The sequence below is a fragment of the Ruegeria sp. BHSA163 genome (genome assembly GCF_059613365.1).
This window is the reverse complement of record NZ_JBXWSJ010000001.1, coordinates 1-19664: the sequence shown is the minus strand read 5'-3', so window position 1 is coordinate 19664 and position 19664 is coordinate 1. Positions and strand designations below refer to the sequence as shown.

Here is a 19664-nt window from a genome sequence, read left to right as displayed (position 1 = left end):
CGCATTGATTGTAAATTCTTATTATTATTTGGAAATTCGAAAAAATTTATTAACGGGTTGGCGAACATGTTCATTTAGTTCTTACGTGCTTTAGCACGCAGTGTCGGATCCGCTTGCGTCGGATCTTCGGGCCAGGGGTGTTTTGGATACTGGGCACGCATGTCTTTCCGGACTTCCGCATAAGATCCTGTCCAAAACCCCGGCAAGTCACGGGTGATCTGGATCGGCCTTTGCGCAGGCGATAACAAAGTGATCTTTAAAGGTGTCCCGCCTACGATCGGATGCTTAGTAACTCCAAAGACTTCTTGCAGGCGAACCGCGATCTCAGGTGTCTCGCTGCCGTAATCTATCGGCACCTTCCGTCCCAATGGCGTTTCAAAGGAACCCGGAGCGCGTCGGTCAAGCTCCTGAGTTTGACTCCAGCCCAGGCGCGACCTGAGCGCTGGCAAAAGGTCGAACCGCTTCCAGTCGTCAGCGTTCCTCACTCCGGACAGCATGGGTAAAAGCCAATCTTCAAGTGAGGCCATTAGCCCTTCGAGGGAAAAGTCAGGTAAGTCCACACCATCGGCGCGTACCAGTTCGACGCGTGCAGCCAACCGTGCCGCTGCGTCGTTAAACCTCAACCCAAGGTCACGGACACCATCGAGCATCGCTTTTGCGACGATTTCTGTTGGTACATCTTTCCAAATAAGGTCTTCCAAAGTTGTTGCGCCAAACCGTTCTTTTTGACGGGCAATGACGCGACGCTCTCGTTTTGACCATTCACAACTGTTCGTCCACTCAATTTGATCCGCAAACAAGTCCCTGATCTCACCTTCAGAAATTCTGACGGCCATGCGAATTTTGGCTTCCCGTGGGTTTCCGTCTGTATCGACTGCCAGAATAAACGGAGCAGACGCCAACGGGTCGCTTGCGTCCAACACGGCTCCCTTGCCACCGGACAGGATATATCTTGGCATGTCGCTTTTGCGCCTTTGCCCGATACGATCAGGGTAGGCCATAGCTGCCATAGCTGCCGGGGACAATTTTTTGGTGCCCTTTCCAGAATGGGCTTCAAGGCGTCTGGTTTCTGCCTTTATTCGATCCAAAACGACTTTGTTCGAAGGCCAGGGCCGGTTTTGTTGATAAGTTTGCCGATTGCGCAAGGCCTCGAGACGCAACAAAAGGTCTGCTGGAGCACCTTTGAGCGGGTCCCTTTCGGCCAACAGGGCCGCTAACTGTGCAGCTTGGGTACCTGCTTGCACCAGCATATGACCCAAACGCGGATGAAGCGGAAATGCCGCCAAAGCACGGCCATGATCCGTTATCCGTCCCTTACCATCCAAAGCACCCAACATCGTGAGCAGTGAACGAGACTCGGCCATTGCTCCTTCTGGTGGTCGCGTCAGAAATGAAAGCTCACTTGGTTCGGCTCCCCAGAGTGACAATTCAAGAACCAGTCCAGTTAGATCGGTTGCTTCGATTTCGGCGGGGGGAAAGGCAGCCAAAGCGCCTTCTTCTCCTTTCGACCATAGTCTATAGCAAATGCCCGAGGCTACCCGTCCCGCACGTCCCGCGCGTTGCGTTGCTTCGGCCCTTGTGACCCTTTCTGTGACCAGCCGCGACATGCCAGAGCCGGGATTGAACCGGGATCGACGCGCCTGGCCCATGTCGACCACGACACGAACATCAGGAATGGTTAACGAGGTTTCAGCAATCGAGGTCGCCAAAACTACTTTTCTTCCATTGATCGAAGGGGAAATCGCCTTGCGTTGGTCCGCGAACGGCATCGCACCAAAAAGCGGGAAGACATCGCACTGAGCTGGCAATTGACTGCTCAACGCTGCTTCAGCTTGCCGTATTTCCCTTTCGCCCGGTAAGAAGGCCAAAATACTACCACCGGTCGCGCGCGTATTACGCTCCGCTTGAACGATCAGATCTGTAAACGCTTCCAACCGCCGTGCGCCTACGCCCAGAGGGTGGTTTAACCAACGAATATCTACTGGAAAGCTGCGGCCTTCGGATTTCACCAGCGGTGCGTTCATCAATTGCCCAACTGGTTCAGTGTCCAATGTTGCCGACATTACCAGCAGCATCAAATCTTCGCGCAAAGCGCCTGCAACTTCGAGGCAAAGAGCCAGCCCCAAATCAGCATTCAGGGATCGCTCGTGAAATTCGTCGAAGATTACAGCGCCTACTCCGGGTAAATCAGGGTTAGATTGCAGCATTCGGGTCAGAATGCCCTCGGTAACAACTTCGATACGTGTTCCCTTGGAAACTTTTGACTCACCGCGTACCCTGTAGCCGACGGTTTTACCCATGGGTTCCCCAAGTGTTTCTGCCATACGCTCGGCAGCGGCTCGGGCGGCCAGGCGGCGCGGTTCAAGCATGACAATCCTGCCCTGGCAAAGGTCAGCCTGAAGCATAGCAAGCGGCACACGCGTAGTTTTACCAGCACCGGGCGGGGCCTGCAAAACGGCGCGACCGCGGGATTTCAGTGCCGATATCAATTCGGGCAGGACTTCATCGATCGGTAGGGTCGTCATGTCGGCTTTATCCGCCAACTGCAGCCATAGGTCCAGTTCCTGCTATTGGCTCAAATTCAAGACCGTTTCACAGAGCATACTCGTCTCAAACAATGACCGAACGTGCTTGCCAACCCTTTCGCCAGCAAATGAACGGAAACTGCGGATCCGGGTCGTAAAGGAAGCCACTGCCATTTCCCCCAGTTTGCCCCTAATCCTGTGCAGAACAATTTCAGGCCTCTATGGTCTGGACAAACGCCCCAGTGCAACGGCAATTAGTGATGTCGCAGGACATCGGGATTGACATGGACACAAAAAGCCTGAGTGACAGGATATTGAAGCACGACCGTCGAGCGTTGGCTCGCGGCATAACGTTGGTCGAAAGTGCACGCGCTGATCACAGGTCGCAAGCCTCGGAATTGCTGGCCCGCTTGGCCGGGGCTGGTCGCCAGTCGTTGCGCATAGGTTTGTCAGGTACTCCGGGGGTGGGCAAATCCACCTTTATTGAAAGCTTTGGCATGATGTTGATTGGTCAGGGTCTTAAGGTCGCTGTGTTGGCGGTTGATCCGAGCTCTGCCAGATCGGGCGGCTCAATATTGGGCGACAAAACGCGCATGGAGCGGTTAAGCCGCGAGAAAAATGCGTTTATCCGACCCTCGCCAAGCCAAAGCCATTTGGGCGGCGTCGCCCGCCGCACCCGGGAAGCCATCGCTCTTTGCGAGGCTGCGGGTTACGACGTGGTTTTGATCGAAACTGTCGGTGTTGGTCAGTCTGAAACTGTCGTGTCGGAGATGTCCGACTTGTTCCTTTTGCTTCTTGCACCCGCAGGTGGGGACGAATTGCAAGGCGTCAAGCGCGGCATCATGGAAATGGCCGACATGATTCTTGTGAATAAGGCAGACGGAGACCTTAAAGCGGCCGCCACACGTACCTGTGCAGATTATGCAGGAGCTTTACGGCTACTGCGCAAGCGCACGCAAGACCCCGAGGACTTTCCTAAAGCAATGACCGTTTCGGCCGTGGAACAACACGGGTTGGACGCGGCATGGAAAGAGATGCAATCCCTTGTTCAGTGGCGCCGCGATAACGGCCATTGGCAGGCAAACCGAGCCGCGCAAGCCAAATATTGGTTCGATCAGGAAGTCCGCCATACCCTGTTGGCCCGCCTGGACACGGCAAAGGCCAAGGCTGACATGGATCGGTTGAAGGACGAAGTGGCGAGCGGTCGGCTTAGTCCGACAACCGCTGCAGAAAAGATGTTGGCGATGCTGAATTGATCAAACAAAAGTTCTATTTCCAAATGAATACAGGCGAACCATTCGCGTGAAGTGCCGACACCAAACATTGCCGGAAAGCAAACTTAAAGAATTCGCACTGTCTGTCTTGACCCTTTCGGCGATTCCCACTACACGCATCCAACCAGTTTTCGGGCGCGACTTCGGGTTGCGCCCCTTGTGATTTGGCCGAGGGTCTTGACCCCGGCCTTCAGATACAAAGGAAGAAACAATGTCGCGCCGCTGCGAACTGACCGGAAAAGGCCCGATGACTGGCAACAATGTCAGCCACGCCAAAAACAGAACTCGTCGTCGTTTTTTGCCAAATTTAAACGATGTTACACTGCAGTCTGAAACCCTCGGACGCGGTGTCAAACTGCGTATATCGGCGGCTGCCCTACGCTCTGTTGACCACCGTGGCGGGTTGGACGCTTTCCTAGCCAAGGCCAAAGACGAAGAATTGTCGGATAACGCGCTTAAAGTGAAGAAGGAAATCGCTAAGGCGCAAGCGTCGGCCTGATCACCGATCTTACCGGATTTAGTGAGCCCTGTACCGTTCGGTGCAGGGTTTCTTTTTTATTTAGAAAGCTGATGGTTTCGGACAGACAAAAATTCCCAAAAACGTGATGCTCTTCACATAAAGATCCCACTAATTGAGTTATGTTTGTGGTTATTCCAATGGCGGAGACACATCGATGCCCAGAAAGTCTTTTCAATTTCTTCTGCTTGTACCGGCGTTTTTCGGCAAAGCTATCAGCACCTGCAGCCGAATGCAGCGGCGAGTTAACCGCCAGCATATCAGCCTGACCGTCGAATTAGATAAACGTCCCGGAACAGACGGTTGACGCAATGCCGCGGAGGGGTCATTCACGCTTGAAGGCCGGGGTTTCCCCGGCCTATATCCAACGCCAATATGATGGCTCTGCGACGCATATTTCTACCTATTGCCCTGTCTGTTCTAATTGGACTAGCAGGCGTTGCCATGGCGATGTCACGTGGGCTGGATCGGACGGCGGCGCAGATTGTTCTGTGTACCGGAACAGGGCCTGTGGTTGTTTATGTAGACGATCAAGGCCAACCAACGCGACCTCCGCACTACTGTCCTGATTACTTCCTTTCCCTTATAGCGGCTATTTTCGCTGAGTTTCCTTTGTTGCCGGGACCACCAGCCCGATCCGGTGGCGAGCCGGAGCGGGGTGTGTCCAGTTTGATTGCATCGGCCATACCGCTTCGACCGGCGAGGGCGCCTCCTAATTTCTTGTGACGAACGATCTCTGGAACAAACTATGGAATTTTGGGAGAGCTTTTATGTCGCTCAAATCTAACTTGCTGACTGCGATGATCTTTTCTGCACTTGGATCAATCGCCGTTGCCGACAGTTCAATCAAAGTAGATGATGCCTATGCCCGATCATCAAACAAACACGCCAAAGCCGGGGCAGCTTTTATGATGATAATAAATACCGGCGAGGAAGATGATCGTTTGATTGGTGCGATCTCTGACGCGGCCGACCGAGTCGAATTGCATACTCACAAAGTTGACGAAAACGGCGTAGCCAAGATGTTTCATGTCAAGGAAGGCTTCGTCATTCCTGCTGGTGAGACGTATGTTTTGCGGCGGGGAGGTGATCACGTGATGTTCATGGGGTTGACCAAGCCTTTTGAGCAGGATGCGACTGTTCCTGTCACACTTGTTTTCGAGCAGGCAGGAGAAGTCGAAATCGAAGTGCCTGTCGACCTGAACCGAAAGGGTAATGGTGCCAATTCGCATTGAACTGCGCCTGAACTAAGCCCGTTTCGCGGCTATAATCTTTGCTTAAGACCGGAGTTGCCCGGTCTTAAGCACCTGAGTTGTTGTTTACCGATTTATTGTACGCATCGACAGGCGGTCCCCTGCGCGTTTGAAGTGTGCTGTCAACCAGAACATAACCGCCGCTACTGCGAGCGCAGAAAAGGCGATGACCCAACCCAAAGCGAACAAGCCGATTCCTGGAGAGAAAATCAGCACAAGACCAATAGCGAGCGCGACAAACCCTGAATTTCGCATCGCATTCCGTTGGGGATCGCGCTCATGCATCTGCCGCCACGCGGCCAAAGACCCGATGCCTACAATCAGAGCCCACGCACCAAGCAGGAAAAAGGCGAGTTTCGCTGTCCCTTCCGGCCAGACCACTAGGATCACACCAATCAGCATCGCACCTATTCCGACCCCGCCGACCAACCCACGACGGCCAAATCCAAGCAGCGTCAGCCCGCCATCGAAGATTAAAAGTATTCCGACCAGACGCAAAAGCAACGAGATGCTCCCGCTTGGCCAAAATAGCGCGGCAATGCCAACACAAGCGGCCAACACGCCGCGGATCAGGAAAGTCCACCAAAGGTCGGCGAGCTGTTTACTAAGTTTATCACGTCGGTCGAGCTCAATATCATCGAGAACTTCGCCGGTTTTTGGATCCTGATCTGTCATCCCTCATCCTTATGTAGATGCTGATACAGCATAACCGAGATTTTTGGGTCTTGTCGCGCGGCAATACGATCAGCGTCGTTTCAGCAAATCATCCACCCATTTGGGAACTGTTTGAGTGGCTGGACCTGTCAATATATTATCAAAGTGTAAAACCCCCGTAGAAGGCTCGAGGTTAAGCTCAAAGGTTTGTGCGCCCGCAGCAATGGCTTCATGCACAAAAGCTGCTGCCGGATAGACCTGACCAGATGTTCCTATGGCTGCAAAGATTCGCGCGCCGGATAAATGATCATAAATCTCATCCATGAAATATGGCATCTCTCCAAACCAAACGACATCTGGCCGCACAGTTGGGCGACCACATCTGGAGCAAGGATCGGCTGGTGTCATTTGTTCGGCAGACTTCCAGCGATGACCACAACTGGAACAAAGTGCTCCAGCCAAAGTTCCATGCATATGAATTACATCTTGTGATCCACCTGCCTCGTGCAGGCCGTCGACATTCTGTGTGACGACTATCACCTCGTCAGGCCAATCGCGTTGCAGCCGGGCCAATGCTTGATGTGCCGCATTGGGCTGTGCCTTAGCGGCCTGCACCCGGCGCGCGTTGTAAAAACTGTGAACCAGCGCCGGATTACGTGCAAAGCCTTCGGGAGTAGCGACGTCTTCGATCCTGTGCTGTGCCCACAGGCCGCCTTCGTCCCGGAAAGTCCCAAGCCCGCTTTCAGCGGAAATTCCAGCCCCGGTCAGGATGACGATCTTTTCCATGTCCTCTCCATATATTAGAACCGGTGCTATGACACGTCGTATTCTATTTGTCTGTTTGGGCAACATTTGCCGTTCTCCCGCGGCCCAAGGTGTATTTCGTACTATTGTGCCGACACATACCGTCGATAGCGCCGGAACTTCTGGATGGCATATCGGTCGTCCGCCATACGCTCCTATGCAAGAGGCTGCATTGGCCCGGGGAATTGATCTGAGCGACTTACGGGCCAGGCAATTCTTGGCCAGCGACTTTGAGCTTTTTGATCTGATCATTGGCATGGATCGGGATAACATTTCCGATACCGAAGCGTTACGGCCGCCGGGTATGGGCACTCCGGTCAGGTTACTTACGGATTTCTCACCGCATATCGGGAAAGATCATATCCCCGACCCTTACTACACAGGTGATTTCGAAGGAGCGTTTTACTTGATCGAAACGGCAACAAAAGGGTTGCACGATCATTTGACATCTTAATTGTCGATAACAACCAGTTTATCAGCTAACCAAGGGACCTGCGTTACCGCTGGGTCGATAATTTGACGTTTCATCAACCTTCGGATCATATCAGCCACATCGTTTGGAACCTGATCCGACCAATCCGATCTCGTAAAAAGGGAAATAGTACGAGAAACTTCCCCAAACGGGGCAGGGTGGACCTCTAGTCCGTCGTGGAATCTTGCCGCGCGCATATATCCCAGTGGGGTTGTTACAGCCCAACCCAGCCCACGGGCGACCATTGCCATCAAAGCCATGTGCGAACCTATCTCGAACCGTTCTTCGAACTCCATGGCGTGCCGGGCCAACTGGCCCTCTATTTGACGGCTGATCAGTTGTTCGCGCGCGTATCGCAAAAATGGCAGGTCTTTTAACACTGCTTCGGCACCGCCCGATCCTTTAGGCGCAACAAGGATAAAGGGGTCGCGGACCAAAGGGTATTCGATCACGCCTTCAAGCACTTCGCCACTGTGGGCGGAAACGGCAAGGTGCAGGCGTTGGGATTCAAGTTCCTCGAATATCTCCAGACTGGGCAGAGTTATTAGTTTGAATTTGGAGCGGGTTAAACTGTCAGCCAGCAAGGTAGCCAGACGCGGGGTCAGGTCGTTGTCAAAGTCGTCGATAAGCCCGATGGACAATGTGGTAAGATGTCCCAAGTCCATAACTGTCAGCTCGCTTTGAGCCATTTGAAGTTCCGCGAGTATGGCTTCTGCGCGCGCAAGAAAGCTGCGCCCTGCCTGCGTAAGGCGCATAGGGCGGCGCCCATGATCCACCAGATCGGTGCCCAACGCCTTTTCCAGGTTGCGAAGTTGCTGGGAAACCGAAGGCTGGCTAAGCCCTGTGATCTCGGCAGCTTGCGCCACAGATCCTGTTCTTGCCAGTGCCTCGAATACCTCGAGCCCACGCAGGGTCAGCCCTTTCATCACCATGCATAATCCTTTTCGCTGCGCCTTTTCTGAGGGGCAGCGAGGATCAGGTCAAGCTTTCCCGCCAGGGATCAGCCGCACACAGCCTGCGCCATCTGGCCGAAGTTTTGATACCGATCCCACAACGCATCGTCTTGCGCAGATTGCGACATCTTGAGTTCCTGTGCCTGATGGGGGTCGGTGAACCACTTGGCTACGGTCTTCTGGTCACTACTAGTCAGCGCCTGATTGGCCACTCGCTGGATGCAATTGCACCTGTCCCGCGTTGCAGCGGCCCGGTCCGATGCCAAACACGCTCGCTTGATTTGCGCAGCTTCCGTCAGTGTCGGGGATACCGCCGTCAGCGAAGTCGCACAGAATGCGATTAAGAGAAACTGTTTCATGCCCTTGCCTCGTCTTTGCCTGACCGGAGAGTTCTGACGACCCTCTCGGCTTGCGCGCAATTATGAATCAAACTGGATTCCGGATCAATAAATAACCCTCTGTAAAGTGAAAACGTTCTCAAAACACTGAGTGGGTACTTATAATCCCTGCCGTTTTTCGCTCGATTTGAGTTTTAAACATTTACAAAAACGCTGTGAATGTTGCCGCTTGCCTATTTCTTTAGCACAAAATCGAGCATTAAATTCTTCTGGAATTGTTAGTTGTCAGCGGGTTCAGTTCGAGCAAAAAGATGGAATGGCAGAGAAAACTGCGCCTACGTTTAGGAGACTTAATTTGACGGTTGCTGATACGTACCTTTTAATTCCCTCATTTCGGGTGAATTTCTGTCGGTCCAAACAGGTCGATTTGACTTTTTAGTCAACGTTTCACTGCTTGACGAGGCCCCAAACTACGGACATATCCCACTCCATGACAGACCTCGCTCATATCCGCAATTTCTCCATCGTCGCGCATATCGACCATGGCAAATCCACTCTTGCCGACCGGCTCATACAAGAGACGGGAACGGTCAAGGATCGCGATATGAAGGAACAGCTACTTGATAGCATGGATATCGAGCGTGAGCGGGGCATCACCATCAAGGCCAACACGGTCCGCATCGACTATACCGCTGATAATGGCGAGGCATACGTGCTGAACCTGATCGACACCCCCGGCCACGTGGACTTTGCCTACGAGGTTTCTCGGTCCATGCGCGCTGTCGAGGGATCTCTGCTGGTCGTGGATTCGACCCAAGGGGTCGAGGCGCAAACGCTGGCAAATGTGTATCAAGCCATCGACGCTGATCATGAGATCGTGCCGGTCCTGAACAAGATCGACTTGCCGGCGTCCGATTGCGACCGCGTTGCTGAACAGATAGAGGATGTGATTGGTATTGACGCCACCGACGCCATTCAGGTTTCGGCAAAGACGGGGCAGGGTATCCATGAAACGCTTGAGGCTATTGTTCACCAGCTGCCCGCGCCGCAGGGAACCGTAGACGCGCCGCTCAAGGCGATGCTGGTGGATTCATGGTACGACGCCTACCTCGGCGTTATCGTTCTGGTGCGTATCATGGACGGCACGCTGAAAAAGGGAATGCGGGTTAAGTTCATGTCGAACGGCACCCTGCACCACGTTGACCGCATCGGTGTTTTTCGGCCTGAGATGGAGATGGTAGACTCCTTGGGCCCCGGTGAGATCGGCTTCCTGACCGCCTCGATCAAACAGGTCCGCGACACCCGCGTCGGAGATACCATCACCAACGACCGCAATGGTGCTGAAGACGCTCTGCCCGGCTTCAAACCTGCGCAGCCTGTGGTTTTCTGCGGCCTCTTCCCGGTGGATTCTGCCGAATTCGAAGACCTGCGCGACGCGATTGAAAAACTGGCTCTGAACGACGCCTCGTTCTCATACGAAATGGAAACTTCGGCCGCGCTGGGCTTTGGCTTCCGCTGCGGCTTTCTCGGCCTGCTGCACCTTGAGGTTATCCGCGACCGCATCGAACGCGAATATGATATCGAGCTCATCACCACTGCACCAAGCGTGATCTACCACGTCTTTATGAAAGACGGCGAGATGATCGAGCTTCACAACCCCGCCGACATGCCTGACCTGTCCAAGGTCGACCACCTTGAAGAACCGCGCATCAAGGCGACCATTCTGGTGCCTGACGAATACCTCGGCGACGTGCTGAAACTCTGCCAGGACCGCCGCGGTATCCAGCTGGACCTGACTTATGCGGGCAGCCGCGCCATGGTCGTATATGACCTGCCGCTGAACGAGGTCGTCTTCGACTTCTATGATCGTCTGAAATCCGTGACCAAGGGCTATGCATCCTTCGACTACCAAATGACCGGCTACACCGAGGATAATCTGGTCAAAATGTCGATCCTTGTGAATGATGAGCCAGTGGACGCGCTGTCGACCATGGTTCACCGCGACCGGGCCGAGATGCGGGGCCGGGCGATGTGCGAAAAGCTCAAGGACCTGATCCCGCGCCACATGTTCAAAATCCCGATCCAGGCCGCCATCGGAGGCAAGGTCATCGCGCGCGAGACCCTCTCGGCCCTGCGCAAGGACGTGACCGCGAAGTGTTACGGAGGCGACGCCACGCGGAAACGCAAACTGCTGGACAAGCAGAAAGCGGGGAAAAAGAAGATGCGTCAGTTCGGGAAGGTGGATATCCCGCAGGAAGCGTTTATTAGCGCCTTAAAAATGGACAGCTAAGGCTGTCCATTTTTACGGCGGGTGGGCGAAAGCGGTTGGCGCAGCCAACTGTGTGCCCACGCGGTGGGGATCGAGGAGTGCCGATAGGTTATTCAACTTTTTTCTCTTTGCTTGGCTCCTTCGCCACACATCGAGAAGGATAAGATTTAAACATTACTGCCTCAAGTGTTGGATGCACTCTCAGGGTTTGAAAGCAAACCGCATGCAGTTAAGCTGCCGAGAAACTTATGTTTCTGGTAATTGGAATGATCTACGGCGAGTTAGAAGTATATGAGCCTGGTGCTCCACCTGATTTGGACCTTAGTTGGAGTGGTGAAAAGAAAGCTAAAGAAATAGTCGAATGGCTAGAACTTGAGTTCCAAGACTTCGGTGATTTAGATTTTCACAATCTAATTAGCGGGCACGTTTTTGCGAATTTCGACGAACTAACATCGAGCGTCTGGAACCAAGAAAGCTCAAGCCGTGAAGTAGTACTAAAGTACTTCGGAAACTCCATCTTGGCCAATCAATTGGATGAAGTAGTTCGAGCCGTCGAGGATCATTTTGAAGGCGATCTATTCCCCGCTGATCATCGCATTTATCTAGATGTATCTGAAGATGGCGAAGATGAGCGGATCGAGTTTCCGAATACCGAACTCGTTCAATCCATTATTGAAGACATACCGAGCATTTTGGAGCTTTTGTCTGTTGTACGCAGCGACATTCCTGACAGTCTCGGGCACAATCAAGGTCCTGATTTCCTTCTGAAGGAAGACGAACTTCAAAGGTTAGAAGAACGTCTCATAGAACTCAAAATTTCACTGAAATCGCCAAATGAGCAGACTGATGAGTTGATAGGTGAAGCCGGCGACGGGTTTCAAAAAGTCGGATCAAAGTTGGCTGCACATATCGGCGAAATGACAAAAGTTTCGACATTGAAGTTTGCTGAAAAATTTGGTGAAAGCACGGGAACTTGGGCAGGTAGAGCGGCGATCCTCGTTATCTTTGGTGAGAGGTTGCTTCAATTGTTGTTGTGACTTTAGCGAAATACACCAACCCACCCGCCCGGCGGCACCGCCGGGCCGCGCCGATCCGCCCCCATGGGGTGGCTAGTTTGCGCCTCCCCTCGGACCGGCGCTGCCCTCGGTTTTTTTGATCAGTTGTTGCAAACGCGTTTGCTCGTCAGGGTTCCACACGTTCAGTCCTAAAACGCTCCGAACTAACTAAAATTTCATCGATATGGAACTTGTGGTGTCGGGTAAGACTGTTAGCGTTTTTTAACGCGCAGTTTTTTATGGAAAATCGGATTTTCAAATGCGACATTTGTTTCTGGCGACGGTCATTGCATCGCTGACCGCAACCACGGCTTTTGCCCACGGTGGAGGCTGTAGAAGTGATTCACCTCCGGGCCAGTGCTGCCACGCGGGCTCAAAGCCCTATCACTGTCACTAACCGAGTTGGGGTGGGCTGGTTCCCGCCCAAGTAAAAGCCATTTATGAAACACTGTAGCGCGATCTAAAGCCCACATTACGGGTCAAAATGGCCGTGAAACATGCCGCCAGTTAACGCTAATCTAAACCAATTATGAAGTTTCCCTTAGGTAAGTTGTAACCCGCCAGCTCTCTCCCAATCTGTTCAAAAGGCCAGCAACGGCCCCATGAGATGGAGAGAGCCAATGACCAGATACATGACTGCCGGAGCAGCCGCTCTGGCCACAACCCTCGCCCTTGGCACGGTGGTTGCCGCCGATACCACGCCCGACCTTCGCAGCACTTGGACGGCCAGCCAAACGACGGTGTCGCCTTCGAATTCAGCCACCGGGGATGCACCGCGTTTTAACCAATCGGAATGGGTGCTCGACATCCAGACGCAACAGGACAACGTGTTCTGGGGGCCCAGCATGTGGCGGCGCAATGCCATGGATGACTGGACACTCTACGAGGCCACCGGCTCGATCAGTCAGGATGGTTCAGGCAAGATCGGCATCGTCGAAAGCTCGTCCGAACCCGCGATTGGGGTGAACGCTTTGATTGATGCGCGGTACGAGGGCGGCAGGATCTATGCAGATTTCCGTAGCCTGCGGACCGGAACGACCTACAGCACCGTTCTGGAACGCCAGGTGAACTGAAGCGTTTTCGGCCCGTCCCGGATTATGGGTAATTTTCGCAGTTGGAACCAGATTGCGGCATTGCGTGTCAAATAACGCGGACGGGTCGAGGCGCTTTGGGAAACAGCCAGGTCTCCACAGGGAGGGAGGCGGGCCGGATGACCGAGGCATTCGTTTCGGTAATGGGTCGGACCAGAAAGTGGTATTCCCCGCCGCGGCTTGGTTTGATCCTCGCGAAACTTTGGCGCGGTGCCTGCGGTGCCAAAACGGTCGTCCGGCCTAAGCGGTTCTTTGTTGACGTGTCTGGCGCATAACACGCCTGCCACCCGTGCCGAACGTCAAATGTGTGGAACTGGCCACTTCAAAGCAATCGAATCTGTTGCTGTCCAGATCGGATGTTCAGTGATTCTGCTGCGCAGGTATTGGGGACTCGCTGCCGAGTCGCTTCAAAACGCCTTTGCAGTTGCAGAAACCGCCTGGAAACCGGGCTATCGAACAAGTTTTTACTTTTCCACTTTCAACCCCTCGCAAAAACGTCAGTATCAGAGTTATCCACATCGTTCTCCCGGCGGATATCAACAGTTTATCCCCGTCTAATTTTCATGCTGCAGTGCTATTTTCTTGTCCGATCAGGACGGTGATGTAACAGTCTCATTACCGCAGCGGATCTTCGGAAAAGCGGCGGGACGCAAAGGCCAAGGGGGCTGCGGCGTCAGAAACAGTCTTAGGATTTGTTTCTTGATGCAATAGCTTACCGGTGGTAGATCAGTTGATCTGGATTTCGCATTCGGATTGGGTGATTGGCCTCTTACAAGGTCGATGTGTAGCTGCGAAACGACATAGCGCGTTACGTAGCAGCCAGAGCCCCTTAGGGGGTGAGGCAACTGGATCGAGAAGCTTTAGGGTGGATCGAACCGGCAAGGCGTCAGGGGTGTCCGAAAGGATGCATGCAAAGACCGCGTCTGAGCACCTGACGCCTTTTCCTATTTCAGAACCAAAGGTTCGTACAGGCTACCGCATACCGCCAATATGGATACGGGGTTCTTCGGCATAGGCCGAAGAACCCCGTAGAAGTGTCAGAAATGCAGTGCCGCGTCTATGCACCTGTGTTCGCTACCTTAGACAACTTACGTATGGCAAGCAACTACATATCGCAGAAATGCGTTGCAACAGCGCAACATGATGAGCAATTATAGACTTTGCTGAACATCCGTCGCTGCGTTCTGAATGGCGTCGCCTGCTTTCTCAATGTCTTTGCCCGCCCCTTTCGCTGTCTCACAACCGGTCAGGGAAAAAAGGGCCAGCCCAATCAGAATTGCGCGGATCATCAGCATCTCCATAATTACATGCAACAGTGGGGTTAGCAGCTTTCACAGAGTGGAGCCACAAGTTTGTAATGTATGTAAACCGAGGTCCACCGGTTTCAGATCAGAAATAGCGCTATTGAGTGATGATGGGTAACGAGCATTGGAATAACTTTCCGTTTTCCGGATCGCCATGCCTTTGATACGATCGCTGATTGACTACGCTGTATGCGCGTTGTCATCCCCATTTCAGCAAAACAATTCGTGAACGACTTCGAGTAAACGACTTGGACGTTCGTCGGCAAGGCGATAAAATATTGCCTTACCTTCACGACGCGGAGTAACAAGGCCCTCCAACCTCAGGCGGGACAATTGTTGTGACACCGCTGCCTGACGCGCCGATAGCAACTCTTCCAACTCTGTCACTGATTTTTCACCCGAGGCAAGATGACAGAGGATCATAAGGCGGCCTTCGTGGCTGATTGCTTTTAGAAAATTTGAAGCCCGCGCCGCGTTAGCAACTAAATCAACCAAATCTTGAGAGGGCAACTCTTGTGAAAGCTGGGGAAGAGCCATTGTTTTCGATTCCTTAACTTGCTCGATATCGCATAAGTTGATCGCACTTGCGCAACTTCAGTATTAAGTTGTCCACACCATTCGAAGTATTGAAGTCAAATATTTCCATATGTCGGGCTCAAATCGATGCGAAATTTAAAGAAATTTGATAAATGTCATGCCTGTCATGGGCCTGTCCACTTTTGAGTTTTTACCGGGTTCGATCTTTTTCGCCATGCATATGGTGAGTGTGGAAGTGTTAAGTTTCCGATCAATCGATCAAAACGGACCGCAAGGCGTCAGGCGACCCGCCGATCCGCTTAGCCCCCCTTGCAGCCCCCCGGCGGCGGCACTAAGACTCGGGTAACACATTTACGGGTAGTGTCCCGATCCACAGCAAAGCAGGCAGGTTCCGAATGTTCGATCCAGTAGATACCTATATGAATACGCTTGTTCCGATGGTTGTCGAGCAGACCAGCCGGGGTGAGCGCGCCTATGACATTTTCTCTCGTTTGCTGAAAGAACGGATCATCTTTATCAATGGTCCCATCCACGATGGGATGAGCCATCTTGTGGTGGCTCAGTTGCTGCATCTTGAGGCAGAAAATCCGAACAAAGAGATATCGATCTACATCAACTCGCCTGGTGGAGTTGTGACAAGCGGGCTGTCGATTTACGATACAATGCAATACATTAAGCCAAAATGTTCGACTTTGGTAATCGGTCAGGCGGCGTCGATGGGATCGGTTTTGCTGGCCGGTGGCGAAAAGGGAATGCGATTTTCGCTGCCCAACAGCCGGATTATGGTGCACCAACCCAGTGGCGGATACCAGGGTCAGGCAAGCGACATCATGATCCATGCGGCAGAGACGCAGAAACTTAAGGATCGCCTGTATGACATATATGTCCGTCATACCGGGCAGACAAAAAAGGCCGTTGAAAAGGCTTTGGACCGCGACAATTTCATGAGCCCTGAAGAAGCCAAAGAGTGGGGCCATATCGATGAGATTGTGGAAAACCGTGCCAAAATGGATGAGGACGAATCCTGAAGTCTAAATCCCGCAGTCATTCGTAAAGTGTGATTTTGAGATTGTAGCCGCTACAACGCTGGCCTAAGCTACAACAACAGGCGGAAAGCGCGGCCCGGTCAGGGCCGCAGGGACGGAGCCCGAAAGGTACAAAATGGCGACGAATTCAGGCGGTGACGGTAAAAACACGCTCTACTGTAGTTTCTGCGGCAAAAGCCAGCATGAGGTACGTAAGCTGATCGCGGGGCCAACCGTTTTCATCTGCGATGAATGCGTTGAATTGTGCATGGATATTATCCGTGAGGAAACCAAAGCCAGCGGATTGAAGTCGTCGGATGGGGTGCCTACGCCCAAGGATATTTGCGAGGTTCTGGACGACTATGTGATTGGTCAGGCAACTGCCAAGAGGGTCTTGTCTGTAGCGGTGCACAATCACTACAAACGTCTGAATCACGCTCAAAAAGCCGGCAGTGATATTGAGTTGGCGAAGTCAAATATTCTGTTAATCGGCCCGACTGGGTGCGGTAAAACCTTGCTGGCCCAAACGCTCGCGCGGATTTTGGATGTGCCGTTTACGATGGCGGATGCGACTACCCTGACCGAAGCCGGTTATGTGGGAGAGGATGTCGAAAACATCATTCTCAAGTTGTTGCAGGCCAGCGAGTACAATGTTGAACGTGCACAACGCGGTATCGTCTATATTGACGAGGTCGACAAAATTACCCGTAAGTCAGAAAACCCATCGATCACACGCGATGTATCGGGTGAGGGCGTTCAACAGGCTTTGCTTAAACTGATGGAAGGTACCGTTGCAAGTGTCCCGCCACAGGGCGGCCGTAAACATCCGCAACAGGAATTCCTGCAAGTGGACACAACCAACATCCTTTTCATCTGCGGTGGTGCCTTTGCCGGATTGGACAAGATCATTGCTCAACGGGGCAAGGGATCTGCAATGGGCTTTGGCGCAGATGTCCGTGACAATGACGAGCGTGGTGTGGGCGAAATCTTTAAAGAACTTGAGCCTGAAGATTTGTTGAAGTTCGGCTTGATCCCTGAATTTGTTGGCAGACTACCCGTTCTGGCCACATTGGAAGATCTGGATGAAGACGCTTTGGTTACGATCCTCACCAAGCCTAAGAATGCTTTGGTCAAGCAGTACCAACGTCTATTCGAACTGGAAGACTCCGAGCTGGCGTTTACAGACGATGCACTCAAAGCGATTGCCAAAAAGGCAATTGAACGAAAGACCGGTGCGCGCGGCCTAAGATCGATCCTCGAGGATATACTGCTGGACACAATGTTTGAATTGCCTGGGCTAAAGAACGTCGCCGAAGTTGTGGTAAATCTCGAGGCCGTGACTTCGGACGCTCAACCTTTGATTATATATGCTGATTCAGCGCAGGAATCCGCTTCGGCAGGTTAAAAACTAAACGATTTGATAGCTTCGGCGCGGTACATCCCGCGCCGTTTTTATGTGAGGGCAAATTGACGATTCAAAGAATATCTTCTGGCGGTGAATTCGAGGTCAAAGTCGGGTATTGTCGCGCCGTAGTTGCTGGCGGCTTTATTCACGTTGCTGGTACCGTCGGCCAGGGGGACGATGTTGTAGGGCAGTGTCTGTCTGCATTGGAAATTATCGAAGGTGCTCTTGCGAAAGCTGGCGCAAGCTTCGCTGATGTAGTGCGCGTGACATACATGCTGTCCGACAGAAAAGAGTTTGAACCTTGCTGGCCTGTTCTTGCGAAAACATTTGGCGACAACCCGCCTGCGGCTACAATGATTGAGTGCGGTTTGATCGATCCGAAATACCGCATCGAAATCGAAGTGACGGCGTTTCTACCGGAACACAAGGCAATCTCGACGTGACACTGGACCTCCGCCCGCCTTTGGTTCATATCTGCAGGAACAAAATTGTCGGAGGTTACCGATGGGAATCCTGAACACTCTTTTGCGGGCCGTGACCTGGTGGAATGGGGCAACCTTGAACACTCAGATTTACACCGCACGCAAGGGCGTCAAGGTAGGCGAAGACGACGAAGGAAATGTGTTCTATCGCACTGCGGACGATAGCAAGCGCTGGGTCATATTCAATGGTGAAGCCGAGGCAAGCCGCATTGACCCTGATTGGCACGGATGGCTACATCGCACTTGGGATGAACCCCCGACAGATAAGCCACTGCCACATAAGTCCTGGGAAAAACCACATCAAGAAAACCTAACGGGTACAGCGTTAGCTTATACCCCAGCAGGTTCCTTGCGCCGCGTAAACCCTGTCGAACGCAAAGACTACGAGGCGTGGAGCCCGGAATAAGCGAGGCGAGCAATGTCGACTTACAATTTAACCGAAATTCTTGTCGGTGGGGTCGTTTTAGCAGGTGCCGTGGCGTTCGGTGTCTATGCTAGCCAGTCGACTGGTTTTTCGCAGAACCGAACTGGTTACGAGCTTGGGGCGTCGTTCCGGTCTTTGGAAGGTGTAGGCGTGGGTACCGATGTTCGTTTGGCCGGTGTCAAGATCGGCACGGTTACAAATGTTTCCCTGAACCCTGATACCTATCGCGCCGATACCAGTTTTTCCGTGGCCGAAGGTGTTCTTATTCCGGACGACAGCGCTATAATCATCTCATCCGAAGGGCTTTTGGGCGGGAATTTTGTAGAAGTTATGCCCGGCGGATCACCATTCTACTTTGAAGCCGGGGATGAGATTGAGGATACGCAAGGTGCGGTAAGCCTGATCTCACTCTTGGTCAAGTTTGTGGCTGGAGACGATAGCGAATGACACGCGCATTGGCGGTATTATTCGCGTTAGCTGTGACGGGCGCATCTGCCCAGCAAAGGGCAGAATCTGGCCCTGGGGCTGCTATGCGAGGCTTGGACAAGGTAAGCGGCCAAACAATGGATTTTGAGATCCGGACCGGCGAAACGAAGGCCGTTTTCGGGTTGGACGTTGCGTTAGGGGATTGTCGCTATCCGGCTGATAACCCAACCGGGGATGCGTTTGCTTATCTGACGATTTGGGAACAGGACAAGGCCGAGCAGCTGTTCGATGGATGGATGATTGCCACGTCCCCTGCGCTGAACGCACTGGATCACGCACGTTACGATGTTTGGGTAATCCGCTGTATCACTCCTTGAGGCGTCTGGGACAGCTGGGCAGTGAAGTCTGCACTCAGATCAAGGGCTTGCTTTAGTTCCGACTGATAAACGGCCCGTGGAATTTCGATCGCTCCGAGGGAGGCGAGATGAGCAGTCAGGAACTGAGCGTCGAATAATGTGAATCCTGTTCGGCGCAATCGATCCACCATGTATGCTAACGCAATTTTTGATGCGTCCTTGCGAAGGGAGAACATACTTTCGCCGAAAAATGCCGCCCCGAGGGCAACGCCGAAGACGCCTCCGACCAATTCTTCATCCTCCCAAACCTCCAAAGAATGCGCATGCCCGGAATGGTGCAGTGAGCGGTACAATCTGCGCAATTCGGGATTGATCCAAGTGTCGCTGCGATCGGCACAACCATCCACCACACCGTCAAAATTCTGATTGATCGTTATTGTATAGCCACACTTGCGAATGCGCCGGGCAAGGCTGCGTGAAATGTGAAAGCCATCCAAGGG

The 19664-nt window shown here is 52.9% G+C and carries 23 protein-coding genes; 15 read left to right on the top strand and 8 right to left on the bottom strand.

All coding sequences use genetic code 11. The features are described 5' to 3' along the window. Positions 1 to 74: 74 nt before the first annotated feature. A complete protein-coding gene (gene hrpB, locus AC2FNV_RS00115) occupies positions 75 to 2525 on the bottom strand; it encodes an ATP-dependent helicase HrpB (protein WP_496772094.1) in 2451 nt (816 codons plus the stop codon). A 284-nt stretch (positions 2526 to 2809) separates the two neighbouring features. On the opposite strand from hrpB, the gene meaB reads away from it, so the two are divergent. From meaB to AC2FNV_RS00095, 4 genes are all read left to right on the top strand, one after another. Then, on the top strand, positions 2810 to 3781 hold the full coding sequence (gene meaB / locus AC2FNV_RS00110) for a methylmalonyl Co-A mutase-associated GTPase MeaB (protein WP_170604886.1): 972 nt from the start codon (positions 2810 to 2812) through the stop codon (positions 3779 to 3781). Between the two features lie 229 nt (positions 3782 to 4010). Further along, positions 4011 to 4298, top strand: a complete 288-nt coding sequence (rpmB, locus tag AC2FNV_RS00105) for a 50S ribosomal protein L28 (RefSeq protein ID WP_170473488.1) — start codon at positions 4011 to 4013, stop codon at positions 4296 to 4298. Positions 4299 to 4760: 462 nt separating this feature from the next. Continuing rightward, positions 4761 to 5042: a hypothetical protein gene (locus AC2FNV_RS00100; protein ID WP_254442479.1), complete on the top strand. Its 282-nt coding sequence runs from the start codon at positions 4761 to 4763 to the stop codon at positions 5040 to 5042. Between the two features lie 44 nt (positions 5043 to 5086). Continuing rightward, entirely contained in the window at positions 5087 to 5551 is a 465-nt protein-coding gene (locus AC2FNV_RS00095; protein WP_170473484.1) for a copper chaperone PCu(A)C, read from the top strand. 84 nt (positions 5552 to 5635) lie between these two features. Here AC2FNV_RS00095 and AC2FNV_RS00090 read toward each other — a convergent pair whose 3' ends face one another. After that, entirely contained in the window at positions 5636 to 6244 is a 609-nt protein-coding gene (locus AC2FNV_RS00090; RefSeq protein WP_170604794.1) for an HdeD family acid-resistance protein, read from the bottom strand. Positions 6245 to 6313: 69 nt separating this feature from the next. Continuing rightward, the gene (locus AC2FNV_RS00085; protein ID WP_170604796.1) at positions 6314 to 7009 is read right to left on the bottom strand and encodes an NAD-dependent deacylase; all 696 of its coding nucleotides are present in this window, start codon (positions 7007 to 7009) and stop codon (positions 6314 to 6316) included. A gap of 28 nt (positions 7010 to 7037) precedes the next feature. Here AC2FNV_RS00085 and AC2FNV_RS00080 point away from each other — a divergent pair, with 28 nt between their 5' ends. Then, entirely contained in the window at positions 7038 to 7481 is a 444-nt protein-coding gene (locus AC2FNV_RS00080; RefSeq protein ID WP_170604798.1) for a low molecular weight protein-tyrosine-phosphatase, read from the top strand. Here AC2FNV_RS00080 and AC2FNV_RS00075 read toward each other — a convergent pair. Together AC2FNV_RS00075 and AC2FNV_RS00070 are read right to left on the bottom strand one after the other, a co-directional pair. Next, positions 7478 to 8431 carry a LysR family transcriptional regulator gene (locus AC2FNV_RS00075; RefSeq protein WP_170473473.1) on the bottom strand — a complete coding sequence of 318 codons (954 nt, stop codon included), beginning with the start codon at positions 8429 to 8431 and terminating at the stop codon, positions 7478 to 7480. The two genes, AC2FNV_RS00080 and AC2FNV_RS00075, sit on opposite strands and share 4 nt — an antisense overlap. A gap of 68 nt (positions 8432 to 8499) precedes the next feature. Then, the gene (locus tag AC2FNV_RS00070) at positions 8500 to 8811 is read right to left on the bottom strand and encodes a hypothetical protein (protein ID WP_170473470.1); all 312 of its coding nucleotides are present in this window, start codon (positions 8809 to 8811) and stop codon (positions 8500 to 8502) included. Between the two features lie 469 nt (positions 8812 to 9280). On the opposite strand from AC2FNV_RS00070, the gene lepA reads away from it, so the two are divergent. The 4 genes from lepA to AC2FNV_RS00050 all read left to right on the top strand — a co-directional run bounded on the left by lepA (position 9281) and on the right by AC2FNV_RS00050 (position 13480). After that, on the top strand, positions 9281 to 11080 hold the full coding sequence (gene lepA, locus AC2FNV_RS00065) for a translation elongation factor 4 (protein ID WP_170473467.1): 1800 nt from the start codon (positions 9281 to 9283) through the stop codon (positions 11078 to 11080). Between the two features lie 227 nt (positions 11081 to 11307). Next, entirely contained in the window at positions 11308 to 12096 is a 789-nt protein-coding gene (locus AC2FNV_RS00060; protein WP_496772089.1) for a hypothetical protein, read from the top strand. Between the two features lie 638 nt (positions 12097 to 12734). Then, positions 12735 to 13187: a hypothetical protein gene (locus tag AC2FNV_RS00055; RefSeq protein WP_170604802.1), complete on the top strand. Its 453-nt coding sequence runs from the start codon at positions 12735 to 12737 to the stop codon at positions 13185 to 13187. 137 nt (positions 13188 to 13324) lie between these two features. After that, complete coding sequence (locus AC2FNV_RS00050) at positions 13325 to 13480, top strand: hypothetical protein (protein ID WP_170473458.1); 156 nt, start codon at positions 13325 to 13327, stop codon at positions 13478 to 13480. Between the two features lie 876 nt (positions 13481 to 14356). Here the strand turns inward: AC2FNV_RS00050 and AC2FNV_RS00045 are convergent. Both AC2FNV_RS00045 and AC2FNV_RS00040 read right to left on the bottom strand, forming a co-directional pair. Continuing rightward, positions 14357 to 14494, bottom strand: a complete 138-nt coding sequence (locus tag AC2FNV_RS00045; RefSeq protein WP_170473456.1) for an entericidin A/B family lipoprotein — start codon at positions 14492 to 14494, stop codon at positions 14357 to 14359. Between the two features lie 225 nt (positions 14495 to 14719). After that, complete coding sequence (locus tag AC2FNV_RS00040) at positions 14720 to 15046, bottom strand: ArsR/SmtB family transcription factor (RefSeq protein ID WP_170604804.1); 327 nt, start codon at positions 15044 to 15046, stop codon at positions 14720 to 14722. A gap of 395 nt (positions 15047 to 15441) precedes the next feature. On the opposite strand from AC2FNV_RS00040, the gene AC2FNV_RS00035 reads away from it, so the two are divergent. The 6 genes from AC2FNV_RS00035 (at position 15442) to AC2FNV_RS00010 (ending at position 19185) form a co-directional block, all read left to right on the top strand. Further along, positions 15442 to 16074, top strand: a complete 633-nt coding sequence (locus AC2FNV_RS00035) for an ATP-dependent Clp protease proteolytic subunit (protein WP_170473450.1) — start codon at positions 15442 to 15444, stop codon at positions 16072 to 16074. 133 nt (positions 16075 to 16207) lie between these two features. Then, on the top strand, positions 16208 to 17476 hold the full coding sequence (clpX, locus tag AC2FNV_RS00030; protein ID WP_170473447.1) for an ATP-dependent Clp protease ATP-binding subunit ClpX: 1269 nt from the start codon (positions 16208 to 16210) through the stop codon (positions 17474 to 17476). Between the two features lie 62 nt (positions 17477 to 17538). Then, complete coding sequence (locus AC2FNV_RS00025) at positions 17539 to 17919, top strand: RidA family protein (protein ID WP_170604806.1); 381 nt, start codon at positions 17539 to 17541, stop codon at positions 17917 to 17919. 61 nt (positions 17920 to 17980) lie between these two features. Further along, positions 17981 to 18364 carry an NADH:ubiquinone oxidoreductase subunit NDUFA12 gene (locus AC2FNV_RS00020; protein ID WP_170604808.1) on the top strand — a complete coding sequence of 128 codons (384 nt, stop codon included), beginning with the start codon at positions 17981 to 17983 and terminating at the stop codon, positions 18362 to 18364. A gap of 12 nt (positions 18365 to 18376) precedes the next feature. After that, on the top strand, positions 18377 to 18829 hold the full coding sequence (gene mlaD / locus AC2FNV_RS00015; RefSeq protein ID WP_170604810.1) for an outer membrane lipid asymmetry maintenance protein MlaD: 453 nt from the start codon (positions 18377 to 18379) through the stop codon (positions 18827 to 18829). Next, the gene (locus AC2FNV_RS00010) at positions 18826 to 19185 is read left to right on the top strand and encodes a DUF2155 domain-containing protein (protein ID WP_170604812.1); all 360 of its coding nucleotides are present in this window, start codon (positions 18826 to 18828) and stop codon (positions 19183 to 19185) included. The genes mlaD and AC2FNV_RS00010 overlap by 4 nt, the downstream gene beginning before the upstream one ends. Here the strand turns inward: AC2FNV_RS00010 and aat are convergent. Further along, positions 19149 to 19664 (bottom strand): leucyl/phenylalanyl-tRNA--protein transferase (gene aat / locus AC2FNV_RS00005; protein ID WP_496772083.1); only part of this gene is annotated, 516 nt, incomplete at its 5' end. The genes AC2FNV_RS00010 and aat overlap by 37 nt on opposite strands.